Annotated in this window: 13 protein-coding genes, 6 pseudogenes and 1 riboswitch; of the genes and pseudogenes, 17 read left to right on the top strand and 2 right to left on the bottom strand. The window is 34.1% G+C overall.

From position 1 onward, the window contains the following. The first annotated feature begins 100 nt into the window (after positions 1 to 100). The 11 genes and pseudogenes from P5P87_RS13915 (at position 101) to P5P87_RS13865 (ending at position 10789) form a co-directional block, all read left to right on the top strand. The gene (locus P5P87_RS13915) at positions 101 to 277 is read left to right on the top strand and encodes a hypothetical protein (RefSeq protein ID WP_198854641.1); all 177 of its coding nucleotides are present in this window, start codon (positions 101 to 103) and stop codon (positions 275 to 277) included. A 68-nt stretch (positions 278 to 345) separates the two neighbouring features. Beyond that, positions 346 to 1648 (top strand): annotated as a pseudogene (locus P5P87_RS13910) (O-acetylhomoserine aminocarboxypropyltransferase/cysteine synthase family protein). 215 nt (positions 1649 to 1863) lie between these two features. Beyond that, entirely contained in the window at positions 1864 to 2952 is a 1089-nt protein-coding gene (locus P5P87_RS13905; RefSeq protein ID WP_198854639.1) for a homoserine dehydrogenase family protein, read from the top strand. 650 nt (positions 2953 to 3602) lie between these two features. Continuing rightward, positions 3603 to 3803: a hypothetical protein gene (locus P5P87_RS13900; protein WP_198854638.1), complete on the top strand. Its 201-nt coding sequence runs from the start codon at positions 3603 to 3605 to the stop codon at positions 3801 to 3803. A 190-nt stretch (positions 3804 to 3993) separates the two neighbouring features. Further along, positions 3994 to 4101, top strand: a riboswitch (SAM riboswitch). A gap of 77 nt (positions 4102 to 4178) precedes the next feature. After that, entirely contained in the window at positions 4179 to 5162 is a 984-nt protein-coding gene (locus P5P87_RS13895) for an alpha/beta fold hydrolase (protein WP_233074011.1), read from the top strand. 1 nt (position 5163) lies between these two features. Beyond that, positions 5164 to 7579 (top strand): annotated as a pseudogene (gene thrA / locus P5P87_RS13890) (bifunctional aspartate kinase/homoserine dehydrogenase I). A gap of 201 nt (positions 7580 to 7780) precedes the next feature. Then, positions 7781 to 8206, top strand: coding sequence for an OsmC family protein (locus P5P87_RS13885; protein WP_278019666.1), 426 nt, complete (start codon positions 7781 to 7783; stop codon positions 8204 to 8206). Between the two features lie 167 nt (positions 8207 to 8373). After that, the gene (locus P5P87_RS13880) at positions 8374 to 8778 is read left to right on the top strand and encodes a PLP-dependent transferase (protein ID WP_278019665.1); all 405 of its coding nucleotides are present in this window, start codon (positions 8374 to 8376) and stop codon (positions 8776 to 8778) included. Then, positions 8684 to 9547: a trans-sulfuration enzyme family protein gene (locus tag P5P87_RS13875; RefSeq protein WP_278022798.1), complete on the top strand. Its 864-nt coding sequence runs from the start codon at positions 8684 to 8686 to the stop codon at positions 9545 to 9547. Before P5P87_RS13880 ends, P5P87_RS13875 begins: the two co-directional genes overlap by 95 nt. Before the next feature lie 97 nt (positions 9548 to 9644). Then, a complete protein-coding gene (locus P5P87_RS13870; protein WP_198854633.1) occupies positions 9645 to 10157 on the top strand; it encodes an alpha/beta hydrolase in 513 nt (170 codons plus the stop codon). A gap of 221 nt (positions 10158 to 10378) precedes the next feature. Continuing rightward, positions 10379 to 10789: an RrF2 family transcriptional regulator gene (locus P5P87_RS13865; RefSeq protein ID WP_125722103.1), complete on the top strand. Its 411-nt coding sequence runs from the start codon at positions 10379 to 10381 to the stop codon at positions 10787 to 10789. 67 nt (positions 10790 to 10856) lie between these two features. On the opposite strand, the gene P5P87_RS13860 is transcribed toward P5P87_RS13865, so the two are convergent. Beyond that, the gene (locus P5P87_RS13860) at positions 10857 to 11492 is read right to left on the bottom strand and encodes a sulfite exporter TauE/SafE family protein (protein ID WP_278019664.1); all 636 of its coding nucleotides are present in this window, start codon (positions 11490 to 11492) and stop codon (positions 10857 to 10859) included. Positions 11493 to 11556: 64 nt separating this feature from the next. Beyond that, positions 11557 to 11640, bottom strand: a pseudogene (locus tag P5P87_RS13855) (sulfite exporter TauE/SafE family protein); the annotation flags it as partial. Positions 11641 to 11952: 312 nt separating this feature from the next. Here P5P87_RS13855 and P5P87_RS13850 point away from each other — a divergent pair. The 6 genes and pseudogenes from P5P87_RS13850 (at position 11953) to cobA (ending at position 19071) form a co-directional block, all read left to right on the top strand. Further along, positions 11953 to 12855, top strand: a complete 903-nt coding sequence (locus tag P5P87_RS13850) for a sulfite exporter TauE/SafE family protein (protein ID WP_278019663.1) — start codon at positions 11953 to 11955, stop codon at positions 12853 to 12855. A 27-nt stretch (positions 12856 to 12882) separates the two neighbouring features. Then, the gene (locus P5P87_RS13845; protein ID WP_278019662.1) at positions 12883 to 13593 is read left to right on the top strand and encodes a phosphoadenylyl-sulfate reductase; all 711 of its coding nucleotides are present in this window, start codon (positions 12883 to 12885) and stop codon (positions 13591 to 13593) included. 236 nt (positions 13594 to 13829) lie between these two features. Continuing rightward, positions 13830 to 14730: pseudogene (gene cysD, locus P5P87_RS13840) on the top strand (sulfate adenylyltransferase subunit CysD). A gap of 161 nt (positions 14731 to 14891) precedes the next feature. Continuing rightward, positions 14892 to 16134: pseudogene (locus P5P87_RS13835) on the top strand (sulfate adenylyltransferase subunit 1). A gap of 81 nt (positions 16135 to 16215) precedes the next feature. Further along, positions 16216 to 18306: a HEPN domain-containing protein gene (locus P5P87_RS13830; RefSeq protein ID WP_278019661.1), complete on the top strand. Its 2091-nt coding sequence runs from the start codon at positions 16216 to 16218 to the stop codon at positions 18304 to 18306. Further along, positions 18299 to 19071 (top strand): annotated as a pseudogene (gene cobA, locus P5P87_RS13825) (uroporphyrinogen-III C-methyltransferase). The gene P5P87_RS13830 and the pseudogene cobA overlap by 8 nt, the downstream one beginning before the upstream one ends. The last annotated feature ends 13 nt before the right edge of the window (positions 19072 to 19084 follow it).

The raw sequence follows: 19084 nt of genomic DNA, 5'->3' as shown, positions 1-19084 counted from the left end.
CAAAAGTGAAAGAGACAATCTTTGTTATAGTTAAACTATAAGCCCTTTTGGTCGCCATCCGAAAGGGCTTTTTTATTTCCAACATTTTAAATTTTAAATCATGAATACACTAGATATAAATACAATCGCATTTCAATACTTATTAAGAAATAATAATTCGGAAGAGACATCGGCTGAAACACTAAAATATGATCCTGCACAGCAGACAAAAACACAAAAATCATTACTATTTCATTTATATGATCTTGAAGAAGAAGCTGAAGATATTTTAGCTTAAATCAATTTTAAAAATCAATATCAATTACAATATAAAACGTATTAACAATACCTAAAAACTTAAAAATCATGAGCACACAAAAATTTGCAACAAACGCATTACACGCAGGACACGACGTAACTAAAAACGCAGGAACAAGAGCCGTGCCTATTTATCAGACATCATCATATGTATTTAATAACGCCGATCATGCGGCCAATTTATTTGGTCTTGCCGAAGCTGGATTTATCTACACGAGATTAAATAACCCAACAAATGACATTTTAGAACAGCGTTTGGCAGCACTCGAAGGAGGAATTGGAGCTGTAGTAACTGCTTCTGGAGCATCTGCAATTTCAACAACTTTATTGACTTTGCTAAAAGCGGGAGATCATATTGTTGCGTCAAATAGTTTATACGGAGGAACTTATAATCTTCTAAAAGTTACCTTGCCAAGATTAGGAATTACTACCACATTTGTAGATCCTTCAAAACCTGAAAACTTTACAAAAGCGACAAAAGAAAACACAAGAGCTTTCTTTGTTGAGTCTCTAGGAAATCCAAAATTAGATGTATTAGACTTAAAAGCAATTTCGGCAGAAGCCAAAGCATTCAAAGTACCATTTATAGTAGACAATACAGTTGCGACACCTTATTTATTAAACCCAATTAAATATGGTGCCGATATTGTAATTCATTCCTTAACTAAATATATCGCAGGAAACGGAACTTCATTAGGAGGCGTTATCATTGATGCTGGAAACTTTGATTGGGCAAACGGAAAATTCCGAATTTACCGAGCCATCTGCAGGATACCACGGATTAGTATATCATGAAGCCTTAGGAAATGCGGCTTTTATAGCAAAAGCTCGAATTGAAGGACTACGTGATTTTGGTTCTGCTTTGAGTCCATTTAATGCTTTTCAGATTATTCAGGGACTAGAAACACTTCCAATTCGAATCAAGAAACACAGTGAAAATGCTTTGGCTCTAGCTGAATGGTTAGAAAAACAAGATGAGGTAGTCTGGGTAAATTATCCAGGTTTAAAATCAAATAAATATTATGATTTGGCTAAAGAATATCTGCCAGAAGGGCAAAGCGGCATTATCACTTTCGGATTAAAAGGAGGTTTTGATGCGGCTAAAAAAGTGGTAGATGACACAAAATTATTCTCTCTGCTAGCGAATATTGGTGACACAAAATCGCTGATTATTCACCCAGCAAGTACAACACACCAACAATTGACAGAAGCAGAACAAATAGAAACAGGAGTTTCTAAAGATTTGATTCGTCTGTCTGTGGGAATTGAAGATATTGAAGATTTAATTGCTGATCTTCAGACTGTTTTTGAGAACGTTTCGCTTTCTCAATTCAGCATCAATAAAAATTAGGTTTTTTTGTTTTTTGTTTGAAAAATTGCCTTTAGCGAGTGGTTTTGCTAAAGGTAATTTTTTATGAAAAACACCATTATAAAATTTAAACCATATAAGGAATATAAGTGCATTTTGTAGAGACGCACTGCAGTGCGTCTACCTTGATAAACGTTTGGATATTAAATGAACTTACATCACTTATATGGTTTTAAAAAATTAAAATGTTAGAAATTATGTCAAAGCTTAAAATAAACATTATCCTTTTCGGAATTGGAAATATCGGAAGTACTTTGATTAATCAAATTGTTGAAAGTCAGGAGTTTTTTCTGGAAAGTAAAAATGTCGATTTTCATTTTCCAATAATAACCAATTCGACGGTTGCCTTTTTTGAGAAAGAAGGTGTTGGTTATGCTTGGGAAACCAATTTTAGACAATTGGCTGTTCCTTTTAAAGTAGAAGATATTGTCGAATTTGCACAAGAAAATGAATTCGAAAACTTGATTGCCGTAGACGCAACAGCCAGCGATGAATTGGTGAAGCATTACAATACGTTAATTAAAAATGGATTCCATATTGTAGCAGTAAACAAAAAAGCCAATACGCTCCCGATTGACTTATATAAAGAACTACGAGCAGATCTTAAAAAGTATGACAAGGAGTTTTTGTACGAAACGTCGGTTGAAACTGGAATTCCTGTTTTGCAGACCTTAAGAGATCTATATTATTCTGGAGAAAAAATCACGAAGATTCGAGGTGTTTTATCTGATAATTTGAGTTATGTCTTTAATCGATTTTCATCAGAAGATGTTTCGTTTTCTTCTGTTTTAAAAGATGCGAGCCTTTTAGGTTTAATGAAATCTAATTTTAAAGAAGATCTGTCTGGAAACGATTCTGCAAGAAAGCTTCTGATATTGGCCAGAGAAATAGGAAAAGATTTTGAGTTTTCAGACATTACAATCAAGCCCTTTATAACCGAAGAACATTTGGAGAAAAATGGAGTGCTAAACAAAGATGCTGTCGATAAATCTTTTAAAATCGCCAAAATTACTCAAGCAGAAAATCATGTATTGAGATATGTAGGAGAGTTTGATGTAGAAAAAGGAACTTTAGAAGTCAAATTAATTTCGGAACCAATAAATTCTCCAATCGGACAATTAAAAGGTTCTGATACCATTTTTGAAATTTTCACTAAATCTTATGCCGATATTCCAATCGTAATTCAGAGCGCTCCACCTTGCAAACAAGCAATTTCTAGAGGAATTATAACCGATATTCTGAAAATTGCGGAGCGAATTAGGAGTAAAGAAGCCGTTTGGCTGTAATTTTTTAGTTAAAAAAATATAAAAGAGAAAAAAGTTCTTTGATAAATTGATTTGTCAAATGGAATTATGAAGGAAAATTGGCTTATTTTGTAAGTTTTTTACTTGTGTTATTTCGTTTTCGTTTTTGTAAGATGTTTTTTGACGTTAAAAAACACATTTTCAACGGATTTTGTAATTAAATTCTTGAATTTTATTTGTGTAATAAGAAAAATATTTGCATATTTGTTATACCCAAAAACTACTAGAAATCAAATGAACTTAAAAGTCAACAAAATGTTTTGTGCCATTTCGGTTAAGACCGAGGCGGGGGTGTCTATTGCTAAAAAATTGTAAGAATACAATAATAATATAGTAAAAGCCTCCTAAGAAATATTTAGGAGGCTTTTTAATTTACAACAAATGCAGAATTTAAATAAAATACAATATAAATCACAGATGAATAAATCCTTACAGATGAACACTAAGATGTTTGCTGTCGCGCTTATTTGCGTGAACGTCTGTTGATACTAAAAGTATAAATGAGTTTAAAAACTTAAACCCTTTTGGTATCTAAAAATCCAAAAGGGTTTTTTTATTCTAGAAAATGACTTAACAAAAAGATAAACGAGAAATAAAGATTATAAAACACAACTTAACTAAAACTTAATATCATGAGCAAATTGAACTACTTCGCAGAAAAAATTTCTAAATTGAAAAACAGAAGGACAAAAAATAGTAATCCGCCGCCAACAAACGAATTGGCTCATCCAAGATTCGGAATCACAGAGGAAGATAAAAGCGCTGAGAAAAAAGTGCCAAACTCTTTATTGTTTTTGATGTATTCAAAAGAAAATGAAACGCTTTTTATCTAAACGGAAAAGCATCATAAATTTAGGGTAAAACCTGCTTAATTTTACTGGGCATTTTTGTTCGGTAAATTTTTGCGTATAATAGTTTTTGCTAAAATAAGTCTCAGAAATTTAACAAACACTTTTAGATAAAATTTGTTTGTTTGAGAAATTAGTAGTTAATTTGCACCGTTAAGTTCAAACACGTATTGAAATGTTATAAAGAAAGGACGAGGGATTAGACCCGATGAAGCCTTAGCAACCCTTCGGTAAAACGAAGAAGGTGCTACATTCTACCACGCCAAACGTGGAAAGATAACAACAAGATTTTTTCTAGTTAAACCTAGTTTTTCTTTCTAATATTTCCATATACAAATCAATAATACAACAGATTTGAAATTGGAAAATATACCAAATCCCATTATAATTCAAGATTTCATCACAGAAAGTGGTGCAACTTATCATTCTATACCATTAAGTTTTACGCTGGCAGGACAACCTTTGCACAGCGCGCCTATTGTTTTGGTTAACCATGCTTTAACTGGAAATTCGCAAGTTACTGGCGAAAACGGCTGGTGGAATGACTTGATTGGTGAAGGCAAAACCATTGATACTGCTGTTTATACCATTTTGGCTTTCGATATTCCAGGAAACGGAAGCAATTCCTTTTTAATTGACAACTATTTAGACTTTACAGCTAGAGACGTTGCAAGAATCTTTATCGAGGGCGTAAAAACGTTAAATATCGAAAAACTTTTTGCAGTTATCGGAGGTTCTGTTGGTGGCGGAATTGCTTGGGAAATTTTAGCTTTAGCGCCAAATATCACAGAAAATCTTATTCCGATTGCGAGTGACTGGAAATCGACTGATTGGCTTATCGCCAATTGCTTTTTACAAGAGCAAATTCTAAACAATTCTTCAAAACCAATCGAAGATGCAAGAATTCACGCAATGCTGTGCTACCGCTCGCCAGAATCATTCAAGGAAAAATTTCAGCGTACCATAAACCAAGATCTTTTGATTTTTAATATCGAAAGCTGGTTGGCACATCACGGAAAAAAATTGCAGAAAAGATTTCAGTTGTCTTCTTATAAATTAATGAATCAGTTGCTTAAAACAATTGATATTACTAGAAATAGTGAAAGTTTTGAAAACTTAATGTCTAAAACAAAAGCTTCAATTCACATTGTCGGAATCAATTCAGATTTGTTTTTTACAGCAAAAGAAAATGTAGAAACCTACGAAGAATTGAAGAAGTTTAAAGATAATGTTTTCTATAGCGAAATTGATTCGGTTCACGGACATGACGCTTTTTTAATCGAGTACAAACAATTAGATCATTTACTTGCCGACATTTTTAAGGCAGAAACAATAAAGAAATAAAATGAAAGTATTAAAATTTGGAGGTAAATCGTTAGCAAACGGAGAAGGACTTAACAAAGTTGTTTCAATCATTTCAGATAAAGTAAATCAAGGTGAAAAAATTGCCGTTGTAGTTTCTGCACGAGGAAATGCTACTGACGAATTAGAATTTATCTTAAGCATTCGTCGCTAAAAACGGCAGTTACAAAGAATTATTAGAGAATTTTAAAAAATATCAAATATCAGATTACCCACAAGTTGATTTGTCTGAAGAATTTAGCGTTTTAGACAAGCTTTTTGAAGGTGTAAGCTTAATTGGAGATTACAGCAAAAAAATCAAAGATCAGATTTTGTCAAAAGGAGAATTGCTTTCAGCTAAATTATTGACAGCAATTTTACAGGAAAAAGGAATTCCTGCCAATTTTGTAGATACAAGAGATTTGTTGAAAACCGATTCTAAATTTGGTGATGCACAGCCTTTGGAGCAGCTTTCAAAGAAAAACGTAGTAAATTATTTTAAAGAACATAACGGCGAAACGGTTAATATAGTTACAGGCTTCATTGGCTCAAACAACAACAACGACACAACTACTTTAGGTAGAAATGGCAGTAACTATACCGCTTCGTTAATTGCAAATTATTTAAATGCAGAAGAATTACAGAACTTCACGCACGTAGATGGAATCTATACGGCAAATCCAGATTTAGTTGCCGATGCTAAGAAAATTGAATATTTATCATTTAATGAAGCAAACGAATTAGCTAATTTTGGAGCAACGATTCTTCATGCTAAGACGATTATTCCTTTATTAGAAAAAAACATTCCGTTACGAATTTTAAATACTTTCAACCACGAAAATCGCGGAACTTTAATTACATCGGATTCTTCTAAAGAAGGAATTAAAACACTTTCTGTTTTAGAAAATGTCTCTCTTGTAAATCTTGAAGGACGCGGATTACTTGGAAAAGCAGGAGTAGATGCCAGAATTTTTAAAGTAATGGGTGATCACAATATCAGTGTGAGTATCATTTCGCAAGGTTCTTCAGAAAGAGGAATCGGACTTGTGGTAGCAACAGAAAAAGCTACTCTTGCAATGGTTGAATTAGAAAAAGAGTTTGAAAATGACTTTTATTCTAAAGATGTAAATCAGATTACGGTAACAGATAATGTATCGGTAATTTCAATTATCGGACAAGATTTGAGTACTTTCCACAAACCATACACCGCTTTAATCAAAAACAAAATTGTTCCGATTTTGTTCAACAACACGGTAACGGGTAAAAACGTGAGTTTGGTTGTTAAAAAAGAGGAATTAAATAAAGCGCTTAACGTAATTCACGGAGAGATTTTTGGAGTTTCGAAGAAAATCAATATTGCGATTTTTGGTCACGGATTAGTTGGTGGAACTTTAATCAATCAGATTTTAGAATCGGCTGCAGCAATCGAAAAACGTAAAGACATTAAGCTGAATGTTTTCGCTATAGCGAATTCTAAAAAATTGCTTTTAAACAAATACGGTGTTAACAGTAATTGGAAGAATGAAATTGCAACTAAAGGTGAGGCTTATACAATCAAAGATATTATTGCTTACGCGAATGAACATCACTTAGAAAACTTAATTGCGATTGATAACACCGCAAGTGCAAGTTTCGTTGAAAATTATATACCGCTAGTAGAAAGTAGTTTCGATTTGATTTCTTCAAATAAAGTGGCTAATACTTTGAGTTATGGTTTCTACAAGGAATTGCGAAAAGCTTTGGCAGAAAACCAAAAGAATTATTTGTATGAAACGAACGTTGGTGCGGGATTACCGTTAATTGATACAATTAAATTATTGCACCTTTCAGGAGAAAATATCACGAAAATTAAGGGGGTTTTCTCTGGAACATTAAGTTATTTATTCAATAATTTCTCAGCAAAAGATGCGCCTTTCAGCGAAATCTTGCAAGAAGCAATTGATAACGGATATACAGAACCAGATCCGCGTGAGGATTTGTGCGGAAATGACGTGGGAAGAAAATTATTAATTTTAGCTAGAGAATTAGACTTGCAAAACGAGTTTGAAGAAATTTCAATTCAAAACTTAATTCCAGAGCACTTACGTGAGGGAAGCGCTGCCGATTTCTTGACGAAATTAAAAGAATTTGACCCAATTTATGCTAAAATAAAAGCAGAACAACAGCCAAATCACGTATTGAGATATATTGGTGAATTGTCTGGAGATTTGCAGAATGACAAAGGAAATTTAGAAGTAAAATTAGTTTCAGTACCAAAAGATACTGCATTAGGCGGATTAAAAGGTTCTGATTCTTTCTTCGAAATTTATACAGAATCTTACGGAGATCGTCCAATCGTTATTCAAGGAGCTGGTGCAGGTTCTGCGGTAACGGCAAGAGGGGTTTTCGGAGATATTTTGAGATTGTCTGATAAAGGGTAATTAATTTTAGATTGCAGATTTTAGATTGTAAGATTTGTATCTAGTTTGAGTTCAGTTTGTCATTTCGACGAAGGAGAAATCTTCGCAAGAAACTCCGCAAAGAATGTATAGTCTTTGTCGATTTGGCAACGAAGATTTCTCCTTCGTCGAAATGACAAAATTGAATGGAATTAAAAAAAAAACAAAAAAAATAACAGCACAATGAAAGTAACTTTAAACAGAGTAAATGACGCATTTCATTTTAAAGTAAAAAATGAGCGCGGACACGTAGTTGACGTTGATAGCAGAGCCGAATTTGGCGGAAGCGATTTAGGTGCAAGCCCAATGGAATTAGTATTAATGGGAGTTGCGGGATGCAGTGCTATTGATATGATTTCGATCTTAAAAAAACAGCGTCAGGAAATCACTTCTTTCAACGCTGAGGTTGAAGGAACGCGTGTGCAAATTGAAGAAGCAAAACCTTTTAAAGAAATTGATGTGGTTTTTTATTTAGAAGGAGAAATTAACCCAGAAAAAGCAAAAAAGCGACGACAGCTTTCTTTTGAGAAATACTGTTCGGTTGCTAAAACGATTGAACCAACAGCGACAATTAAATACAAAGTTGTCTTGAACAACGAAGCTTTATAAATTAGATAATTAGTCAATTAGATAATTAGAAAATGCTCAGATTGCGCATAAATAATTGACTTGTTTTTGGTTTAGATTTCAGTTTTTAAAACTTGAAACCTGAGACTTGACACGAGGCTGGAAGCCGAACTGGCGAAGCAAACAAAAAAACAAAAAAACAACACACAATGAATACAGAAGAATTTGGTTTTGAAACACAAGCCATCAGAACACAATTAGAAAGATCTCAATATTTAGAACATTCGGTGCCTTTGTACCTTTCATCAAGCTTCGTTTTTGAAGATGCTGAAGATATGAGAGCTTCTTTCACAGAAGAAAAAGAAAGAAATATTTATAGCCGTTTCAGCAATCCAAACACATCAGAATTTGTAGACAAGATCTGCAAAATGGAAGGTGCCGATTCAGGTTATGCTTTCGCAACAGGAATGGCAGCAGTATATTCTACTTTTGCGAGCATTATTAAATTCTGGAGATCATATTGTTTCTGCAAGCAGTGTTTTCGGTTCGACTCACGCGTTGTTTATGACTTATTTTCCAAAATGGAATATCGAAACTTCTTATTTCGAAATTAATAAGCCGGAAACAATCGAAAGCTTCATTAAGCCAAATACCAAAATATTATACGCCGAATCTCCAACAAACCCTGGAGTTGATGTAATTGATTTAGAATTGTTAGGAAATATTGCTAAAAAACACAACTTGATTTTAATTATCGACAACTGTTTCGCAACACCTTATTTGCAACAGCCAATTAAATTTGGAGCACATTTAGTAATTCACTCAGCAACTAAATTAATTGACGGACAAGGTCGTGTTTTAGGAGGAGTAACAGTTGGAGACGCAGAATTAATCAGACAGATTTATTTGTTTTCTAGAAATACAGGGCCAGCTTTATCACCATTTAATGCTTGGGTTCTGTCAAAAAGTTTAGAAACTTTAGCGGTTCGTGTAGACAGACATTGCGAAAATGCATTAAAAGTGGCTGAATTTTTAGAAAGCCATCCAAATGTAAACAGCGTAAAATACCCGTTCTTGAAATCGCATCCACAGTATGAAATTGCTAAAAAGCAAATGAAAGCTGGTGGAAACATTATTGCATTTGAAATTAAAGGCGGAATCGAAGCAGGAAGAAAATTCTTGAATTCAATTCAACTTTGCTCATTATCTGCAAATATTGGAGATACAAGAACAATTGTAACGCATCCAGCTTCTACAACACACAGCAAATTATCTGAAGAAGATCAATTAGCAGTTGGAATCACACAAGGTCTTGTTCGTGTTTCTGTTGGTTTAGAAACTGTTGAAGATGTGATTGCAGATTTAAAACAAGCGTTGGCTTAAACATAAAATATAATACTTTTGAAGGGCTATTTTTTTTTGAAATAGCCCTTTCTTTGTTATTGAATGAACCACTTTTCTTAATTTAGTTTTGCAATATATGAAAAAACCAAGATTGCTTTTGCTGTCAGATTTGTTTGGAGACAATCCTGAATGGATTCAGAATTATATCGAAATTTTAGAGCTTAAATTTGATGTTCAGTATTATGATGTTTTAAAATTAGCTCAGATTGATTCTTCAAGTGAGGAAAAGGAAATCCATAATCAATTTTTGAATGGCGGAATTGAAAAAGCAGTAAATTGTTTATTAGATTTTGAAAAAGAAGAAGTGGCTGTTTTGGGTTTTAGCATTGGGGGAACAATTGCATGGAAAGCTTCTCTAAAAGGATTAAAGGCGACACAATTAGTTGCTGTCTCTTCGACAAGATTGCGTTTTGAAACTGGAATTCCTAGTTGTAAAGTCAAACTTTATTATGGTGATAAAGACATGAATAAGCCTGATCAGGAATGGTTTATGAGACTAAAAATGGAAAGTCAAATTTTTGAAAACCAAAATCATAATTTATATGAAGAGAAAAGTAATGCCTCTCCGATTTGTAATAATTTTGTATAAATTCATTCTCATATTTTTTTGTTGTAACTTGATAAAATTAAATTATTAGAACGTGACTCTATTGGATTTTTATGGATATTAAAAAAAGAAGTAATCTGATAGATTTAGTAGAATTTAACTTTATTCTTTGTGATAGTTCAAACAAAAAGCATACTTTTGTTATTCAATAATTTGCAAGAGTATGATTTGAAATTAAATTCTGCAATCAAAATTTTACATTAGTGCTTTCAAAGAAAACAAAATACGGAATTAAAGCTTTAACTTATTTAGCCAGACGCGAAAACAATGAGCCAGTACAAATAGCTGAAATTGCGAAAAGTGAACATATTTCAATTAAATTTCTAGAAAGTATTTTGTTGTTGCTAAGAAATTCAGGTTTTCTTGGTGCTAAAAAAGGAAAAGGTGGAGGTTATTATTTAATCAAAGACCCAAAAGATATTAGCATGGCAAAAGTCTATCGAATTCTAGAAGGGCCAATCGCTTTACTGCCTTGTGCGAGCCATAATTTCTACGAAAGATGTGATGACTGCGATGATGAAACTACCTGTGCCGCAAGACGTTTAATGACAGAAGTTCGTGATAATACGCTTAAAATATTAGAAAGTAATTCTTTAGCAGATATTGCGTTTTAGAAATTTGCTTTAAACCAATAAAAAAGACCATTTCAATTAGAAATGGTCTTTTTTATTTCTGTTTATATTAAAATATCAATTTATATCCAGCCATAAAAAGCATTACAGCAATTGCATTTCTAAGAAATTGATCTGGAACTTTTCCGCTTAGCATACTTCCCATGTATATTCCAGGAAGTGATCCCATTAATAATTGACCAAGTAAGCCTAAATCTAAATTTCCCATAGAAGCGTGCCCAAGACCAGCAACTAAAGTTAAGGGAACAGCGTGTGCAATTTCAGTTCCGACTAAACGTGGCGTTGGCAATAATGGATAAAGGAAAAATAAAGTCACTGTTCCTAATGCCCCAGCGCCGATAGAAGTTAAAGTTACGGTTGCTCCTAATAAAACTCCAATTCCTATAGTAAGCATATTTTGAGTTGTGCTTTCGTTGTGAAATTTATCTCCAGCATGTCTTTGAGAGAAGACTAAAAGCTTCTTTTTGAATATAATAGCTACCGAAGTAAACAATAAAGCCCAGCCTAAACTGTGTTTAATAACGTTATTGATAGTTTCGATATCCGTTTTAATGCTGTTTAAAACCCATAATGTAATTAAAGTTGCAGGGACACTTCCTAAAGTCAGCCAGCCTGTAATTTTCCAGTTGATGTTTCCTTTTTTGTTGTGTACAAATATTCCTCCGGCTTTTGTGAAAGCGAGCATAAAGCAAGTCTGTTCCAACTGCTTTTGTTGGCGGAATTCCAAAATACAATAAAATAGGAGTCATAAGAGAACCTCCTCCAACACCTGTTAACCCAACAATAAAACCAACTACTAAACCTGCTATTACGAGACCAATCTGAAAATCCATGAAAAAATATTTGCCGCTAAAGTAAAAACAATTTTATAATTATCCTATAGATTTTGTAGAGATTAAATGTGTATTTTTGTGAATCACAAAATTTGAATGTGTTGTTAAAATAATAAGTCGCAACATTTAATTTGTTAAAATAATCACTAATTCTTTTTTAAATGTCTTTTATCTTGGTTTATAAGATGATAGCTGATGTAAAAAAGTAAATATATTGTTTTGATATTTCGAAATATATAGTACTTTTGCAAAGTAATCTACTAAGCCGATAGGGTAATGGATTTTTGAGAATAAAAAAACATTCTTAGAAATATGGAAAATGAACTTAAGTTAGAAAACACTATAGTAAAGTCTGATTCTTTATTAAAGGAAAAATTGTGGGTCGTAATACCTGTTATTTTGTTGTTAGGTTTAGCAGTTACATTAATTTATAATCATCACGCTGAATTTTCATGGGATGGTTTCGTTCAGGGATTTGATGAAAATCTTTTAGTGTTTTTCTTAATTGGTGTTTTTGCACAATTAGTAGATGGCGCTTTAGGAATGGGATATGGAGCAACTTCTACGTCATTTTTATTGGCTTATGGAGTTTCGCCAGTTTTGAGCAGTACGGCAGTTCACGTTTCAGAGATGTTTACAACTGGAGCATCGGCGCTTTCGCACCACCGCTTTGGAAACATCAATAAAAAACTGGTAAAGCATCTATTGATTCCAGGAGTTTTAGGATCGATCACAGGGGCTTATTTATTATCAGATGTTATTGACGGAGATATTATTAAGCCATTTATTGCGGTTTACATGATTATTCTGGCAGTTGTAATTATCAGAAAGGCTCTTAGAAAAAGTGTTGTAAAAAAGAAAACTAAGAAACTGGGAGTTTTAGCAGTGTTTGGAGGTTTTATGGATTCTGTTGGAGGAGGAGGCTGGGGGCCAATTGTAACTTCAACATTATTAGGAAGAGGAAGAAACCCGAAATATACTATCGGGTCAGTAAATGCGACTGAGTTTGCAATTTCGTTTGCTAGCGGAATTACTTTCATGCTTTTTGGAGGAATTCACGGCTGGCAGATCATTATCGGATTGATTTTAGGAGGAGTTATTTCAGCACCAATAGCGACTTATTTGGTAAATAAAATCAAAAGAAAACCAATGATGGTTGCAGTTGGAATTCTGATTATATTATTGAGTTTAAAAACATTATCTAAATTATTGTAAAAGATAGTTTTAGAAAGGAAAAGAATTATGAGTGCGATTATTGTACAAGAATTATTAGAGAAAACTAAAGACCTTTCGCTTGACGAAACCTTAGTTTTTTTAGCAAAAGAATTTCCAGGAAAAGTAATTTTTTCCACATCTTTCGGTCAGGAAGACCAGGTAATTACTGATTTCATTGCAAAAAGCAATACTGATATTACGGTTTTTACTTTAGATACAGGAAGGTTATTTCAGGAAACTTACGATGTTTTTCATAAAACATTAAAAAAATATAAAAGACCAATTGAAGTTTTTTTCCAGAAGCAGACTTCAGTAGAAAATCTTCTGAAGACAAAAGGGCCAAACAGCTTTTACGATTCAGTTGAAAACAGAAAAGAATGCTGTTTTATTCGAAAAGTGGTTCCGTTAAAAAAAGCTTTAGCAGGAAATTCAGTTTGGATTACAGGTTTAAGAGCAGAACAATCAGAAAACAGACAAGATTTAAACTTGTTTGAATACGACGGAAACTTCGAAATCATCAAATTCAATCCGTTATTAAAATGGACTTTGGAAGAAGTTGAAACGTATCTGTCAGAAAACAATGTTCCTCAAAATGCATTGCACAAACAAGGTTTCGTAAGTATTGGATGTGCACCTTGTACAAGAGCAATTTTCCCTGGAGAAGATATCAGAGCCGGAAGATGGTGGTGGGAATCAAGCCATAAAGAGTGTGGACTTCATAGTGCTAAGAAAGAGTAAGTCTAGATTTTTAGAAACAAGATACAAGAAGCAAGAAAATAGAGAATTTAGATTTAAAGTTCCGAAGGAGCGATTCATATTGTAGCGCCGGATTTTAATCCGGGAAGATGTGGTAAAATAAATAGATTTTATCCGTTGAAGAGAGAATAAAGAAAATAGAATAAAGAGTGGAGATTTTTAGATCAGGCAACCTGAAACCTAAAACTTGAAACTAAAAAATATCAAACAAAAAAACAATGAGTTCAGTATTAAAAACAAACGCTTTAGAGAGTGAAGCGATATACATTTTCAGAGAAGTAATTTCACAGTTTGACAAACCGGTTTTACTTTTCTCAGGAGGAAAAGATTCTATTACCTTGGTGCGTTTAGCGCAAAAGGCATTTTTCCCTGCTAAGATTCCGTTTCCTCTATTACACGTTGATACAGGACATAATTTCCCTGAAACCATTGCTTTCAGAGATAAATTGGTAGAAGAATTAGGTTTAGAGTTGATCGTTCGTAATGTTCAGGATGCTATTGATGAAGGAAAAGTGGTTGAAGAAACAGGGAAATATTCTAGTAGAAACAGCTTGCAGACTACAACACTTTTGGATGCAATTGAAGAATTTAAGTTTGATGCTTGTATTGGTGGTGCGCGTCGTGACGAAGAAAAAGCAAGAGCGAAAGAACGTATTTTCTCTGTTCGTGATGATTTTGGACAATGGGACGAAAAAAATCAGAGACCTGAATTGTTTGATATTTTAAATGGAAAAATAGAAAATGGACAAAACGTTCGTGTTTTCCCAATTTCAAACTGGACAGAATTAGATGTTTGGAGTTATATCGAGAAAGAAAAAATCGAGATTCCGTCAATCTATTTCTCACATAAAAGAAAAGTTTTTTTGAGAGACGGTTTAATCTGGTCGCATTCTCCTTTTGTGTACCAAGAAGAAGACGAACAAATCGAAGAAAGAATTGTTCGCTTCAGAACCGTTGGAGATATGAGCTGTACGGCAGCAGTTGAATCTTACGCGAGCAACAATTGAAGAAGTAGTTGGAGAGATCAGATCATCAACGATTTCTGAAAGAGGAGCCAGAATCGATGACAAACGTTCTGAAGTCGCAATGGAAAAGAGAAAACAACAAGGGTACTTTTAATAATTGTTAATTATGAATTGTTAATGCAATTCGGGACGGAACTTTAGAAGTAAAAATCAAGAAAACAAAAACATACAGATTTAAATTTTAGTTCAAAGGCAAGCAACTTGAAACTTGAAACCTGAAACAAAAAAATTAAACCTGAAACAAAATATTACAGAATGGACGTTTTAAAAATAGCAACAGCAGGAAGTGTAGATGACGGAAAAAGTACTTTGATCGGGAGATTATTGTACGATACAAAATCATTGACGACTGATAAGATAGAAGCAATCGAAAAAAGCAGTAAACAAAAAGGATACGATTACCTTGATTTTTCTTTAGCAACTGATGGTTTAGTGGCAGAAAGAGAGCAAGGAATTACGATTGATGTTGCGCATATTTATTTTTCGACTGCAAAGAAAAGTTACATTATTGCCGATACCCGGGTCACGTAGAATATACAAGAAACATGGTTACAGGGGCTTCGACTTCTCAGGTTTCTATCATTTTAATTGATGCCAGAAAAGGAGTTATCGAGCAGACTTACCGTCACTTTTTTATCAATAATTTATTGAGAGTAAAAGAGGTAATCGTAGCGATAAACAAAATGGATTTAGTTGATTATTCAGAAGAAGTTTTCAATAAAATCAAAGCTGATTTCCAAGCATTAAATGCAAAAAGTACTTTCAAAGAGCAAAACGTAAGTTATATTCCGTTAAGCGCAATCAACGGTGGAAACGTTGTTGATAAATCTGAAAACATGCCTTGGTATGATGGTCAAACGGTATTGGAACATTTGGAAGGATTACATGCTTCGGATGTTTTTGAAGCAGGAAAAGCACGTTTTTCGGTTCAAACCGTGATTCGTCCAAAAACGGAAGAATACCACGATTTTAGAGGTTACGCAGGAAAATTATACGGAAACTCCATTAAAGTTGGAGATGCTGTAACAGTTCTTCCTTCTTTAACAGAGTCAAAAGTATCTAAAATTCACTTTTTCGATAAAACATTTGACGAAGCTGTTGCAGGTTCTTCAATTACAATCGAATTAGAAAATGACATCAATGTAACAAGAGGCGATATGATTGTAAAATCAGACGAGCTTCCAAAAATTGAAAAAGATATTACCACAACAGTTTGCTGGATGGACAGTAAAAAACTGGTTCGGGAACTAAATATTTGGTGCAACACAATACAAATAGAGTTTTAGCAAAAGTAGAAAGCATTAAAAATACAATTGCAACAGATTACTCAGGAACAACAGAAGCTTCTCAATTGGCAATTAACGAAATTGGAGAAGTAACGATCAAATTAAGCAAACCGTTATATTTTGATTCATACAACGAAAACAAATCAAACGGAGCTTTCATCTTAATTGATACAGCAACAAACACAACAGCAGGAGTAGGATTCATTCGCTAGTTGATAGTTGATGGTTTTTGGTTGATAGTTATCTGCCAGCAAACCAACAACCAGCAACTGACAACCAACAACTAAAGAGAAATGGAAAGTTTTAGAACAGAAATAGAAAATCCGGTAGTTCAGAAGGAGATTATCGAATTAGAAAAAAAGATTCATTTATTCCGTGGAGGAAAAATTGATGATGAGCGTTTTCGTAGTCTTCGTTTAGCGCGTGGAATCTACGGTCAACGTCAGGAAGGCGTTCAAATGATTCGTATCAAATTGCCTTATGGTAAAGTGACCAGCGAGCAATTAGTGCGTATCACACAAGTTTCTGATGAATATTCTACAGGACGTTTGCACATTACAACGCGTCAGGATATCCAGATTCACTATGTGAGTTTGGACAGAACACCAGAACTTTGGGCAGATTTGGCTAAAGACGATATCACGCTTCGTGAAGCTTGTGGAAACACGGTTAGAAATATTACAGGAAGCGAATTGGCTGGAGTTGACATAAACGAACCATTTGATGTTTCGCCTTATGCACATGGACTTTTTCAATATTTGTTAAGAAATCCAATCTGTCAGGAAATGGGACGTAAATTCAAAATTTCGTTCTCTTCTTCAGACGAAGATACGGCTTTGAGTTATTTGCATGATTTAGGATTTATTCCGAAAATTAAAGACGGACAAAAAGGTTTCAAAATCATGTTTGGTGGAGGTTTAGGATCTCAGCCAGCACACGCCGAATTGCTTTCAGAATTCGTTCCGGTAAACGAAATCATTCCAACAGCAGAAGGAATCATTCGTATTTTCGACAGATACGGAGAACGTGCTAAAAGAATGAAAGCGCGTATGAAATTCTTAATCAAAGAAATGGGAAGAGATGTTTTCCTTGATTTGGTTGAGCAAGAGAAAAAAGCCATCGCTTTTGAAACATACGAAATTGATACAACTGCTTTTGATGGCCCAATTCCAGAGCCATTATTAGAAGTTCCGCAAGTTACAATCGAAGATACAAAAGCGTATGAAGCGTGGAAAAATTCGAATGTAATCAAACAGAAACAAGACGGCTATTATGCTATCGGAATCAAAGTTTTATTAGGAGATTTTTATACTGATAAAGCACGATTATTAGTCGCTTTAATTAAAAATTACGGAGCAAATGAATTACGTTTTTCATTGCGTCAAAATATTGTAATACGTCACATAAAAGAAGAGAATCTTCCTTTCTTTTATCAAGAATTAGCCAAACTTGACTTTGTTCAATTAGGATATAATTCAGTTGGAGATATTACGGCATGTCCGGGTACAGATACTTGCAACTTGGGGATTGCAAGTAGTACCGGTATTGCAGAAGAATTAGAAAGGGTTTTAAGTGCTGAATATCCACAGTATTTAAACAACCGCGAAATTGAAATTAAAATTTCAGGTTGTATGAATGCTTGCGGACAGCACAATATGTCTGCAATTGGATTCCAGGGAATGTCTATCAACTCAGGAAAACTAGTAGCTCCGGCTTTGCAAGTTTTATTGGGTGGAGGAAGATTAGGAAATGGCGCTGGACGTTTTGCTGATAAAGTAATTAAAGTGCCTAGTCGTAGAGGTCCAGATGCGTTGCGTACCATTTTAAATGATTTTGATGCCAACGGAAGCGGACAAAAATTCCTTGATTATTATGATACAAAAGGAGAGAAATATTTCTACGAAATCTTAAAACCTTTCGCAGATGTAACCAATTTAACAGAAGCTGATTTTGTAGATTGGGGTAACGCAGACAATTACGTAAAAGCAGTTGGAGTTGGAGAATGTGCCGGAGTTGTGATCGATTTAGTGGCGACATTATTGTTTGAAGCTAAAGAGAAATTGATTTTGGCTCAGGAATCTTTCGATGAGAAAAAATGGTCAGATGCAATTTACCATGCATATGCAGGATTTGTAAACGGTGCAAAAGCATTGTTATTGGCAGAAAACCAAAAAACAAATCACCACGCAGGAATCGTAGACTTGTTTGACACTGTTTTTATTGACACAAATAAAATAGAATTGAACTCAACTTTTAAAGACTTGGTTTACCAAATCAATAAAAATGAACCGTCTGAAGCTTTCGCTAAAGGTTACATTGCGCAAGCAACTGTTTTCTTTGATAAAATCGAAACTTTCAGAGCACAGGAATTAGCAAATGCATAATATAAAACCCAAAATAACTTTAGTCGGTGCAGGTCCGGGCGATCCCGATTTACTGACGCTCAAAGCTGTAAAGGCATTGGCTGAAGCTAATGTGGTTTTATACGACGCTTTGGCCAACGAAGAAATTCTGGATTACGCACCAAAAAATGCGATTCGGATTTTTGTTGGAAAAAGAATCGGAAATCATGCTTACACGCAAGATCAAATCAATCAGTTGATTGTGGATAATGCTTTAACATACGGAAACGTAGTAAGATTAAAAGGTGGAGATCCGTTTATTTTTGGAAGAGGCGGAGAAGAAATTGATTTTGCAGAAAGTTTCGGAATTGAAACTATCGTAGTTCCTGGAATTTCATCAGTAGTTGCCGTTCCAGCAAGTCAGGGAATTTCGATTACAAAAAGAGGAGTTTCAGAAAGCTTTTGGGCAATTACGGGAACAACTTCTGATAGAAAATTATCTTCAGATGTAGCTTTGGCGGCACAATCATCTGCGACAGTTGTGATCTTGATGGGAATGCACAAATTGCCTCAAATAATCGATTTGTTTCAAAAGAAGATAAAGGAAATTTACCCGTTGCAATCATCCAAAACGGAACAACAGCAGAAGAAAAAGTAGGTGTAGGAACTGTAGATTCGATTCTAAACATTGTAAAAGAAAAAGAATTAGGTTCACCGGCTATTATTGTTTTAGGCGAAGTTGTCAGAGAAAGCAATAAACTGAAAGGATTTTACGAAGAATTTCTATCAAAAGAAACCATTCATTAGAATTATATGTTCC

It is taken from the genome of Flavobacterium ginsengisoli (assembly GCF_029625315.1).
GTDB classification, from domain to species: Bacteria; Bacteroidota; Bacteroidia; order Flavobacteriales; family Flavobacteriaceae; genus Flavobacterium; species Flavobacterium ginsengisoli.
Note: the sequence above shows the minus strand (reverse complement) of the source record. Positions and strands in the feature narration are given on the sequence as shown.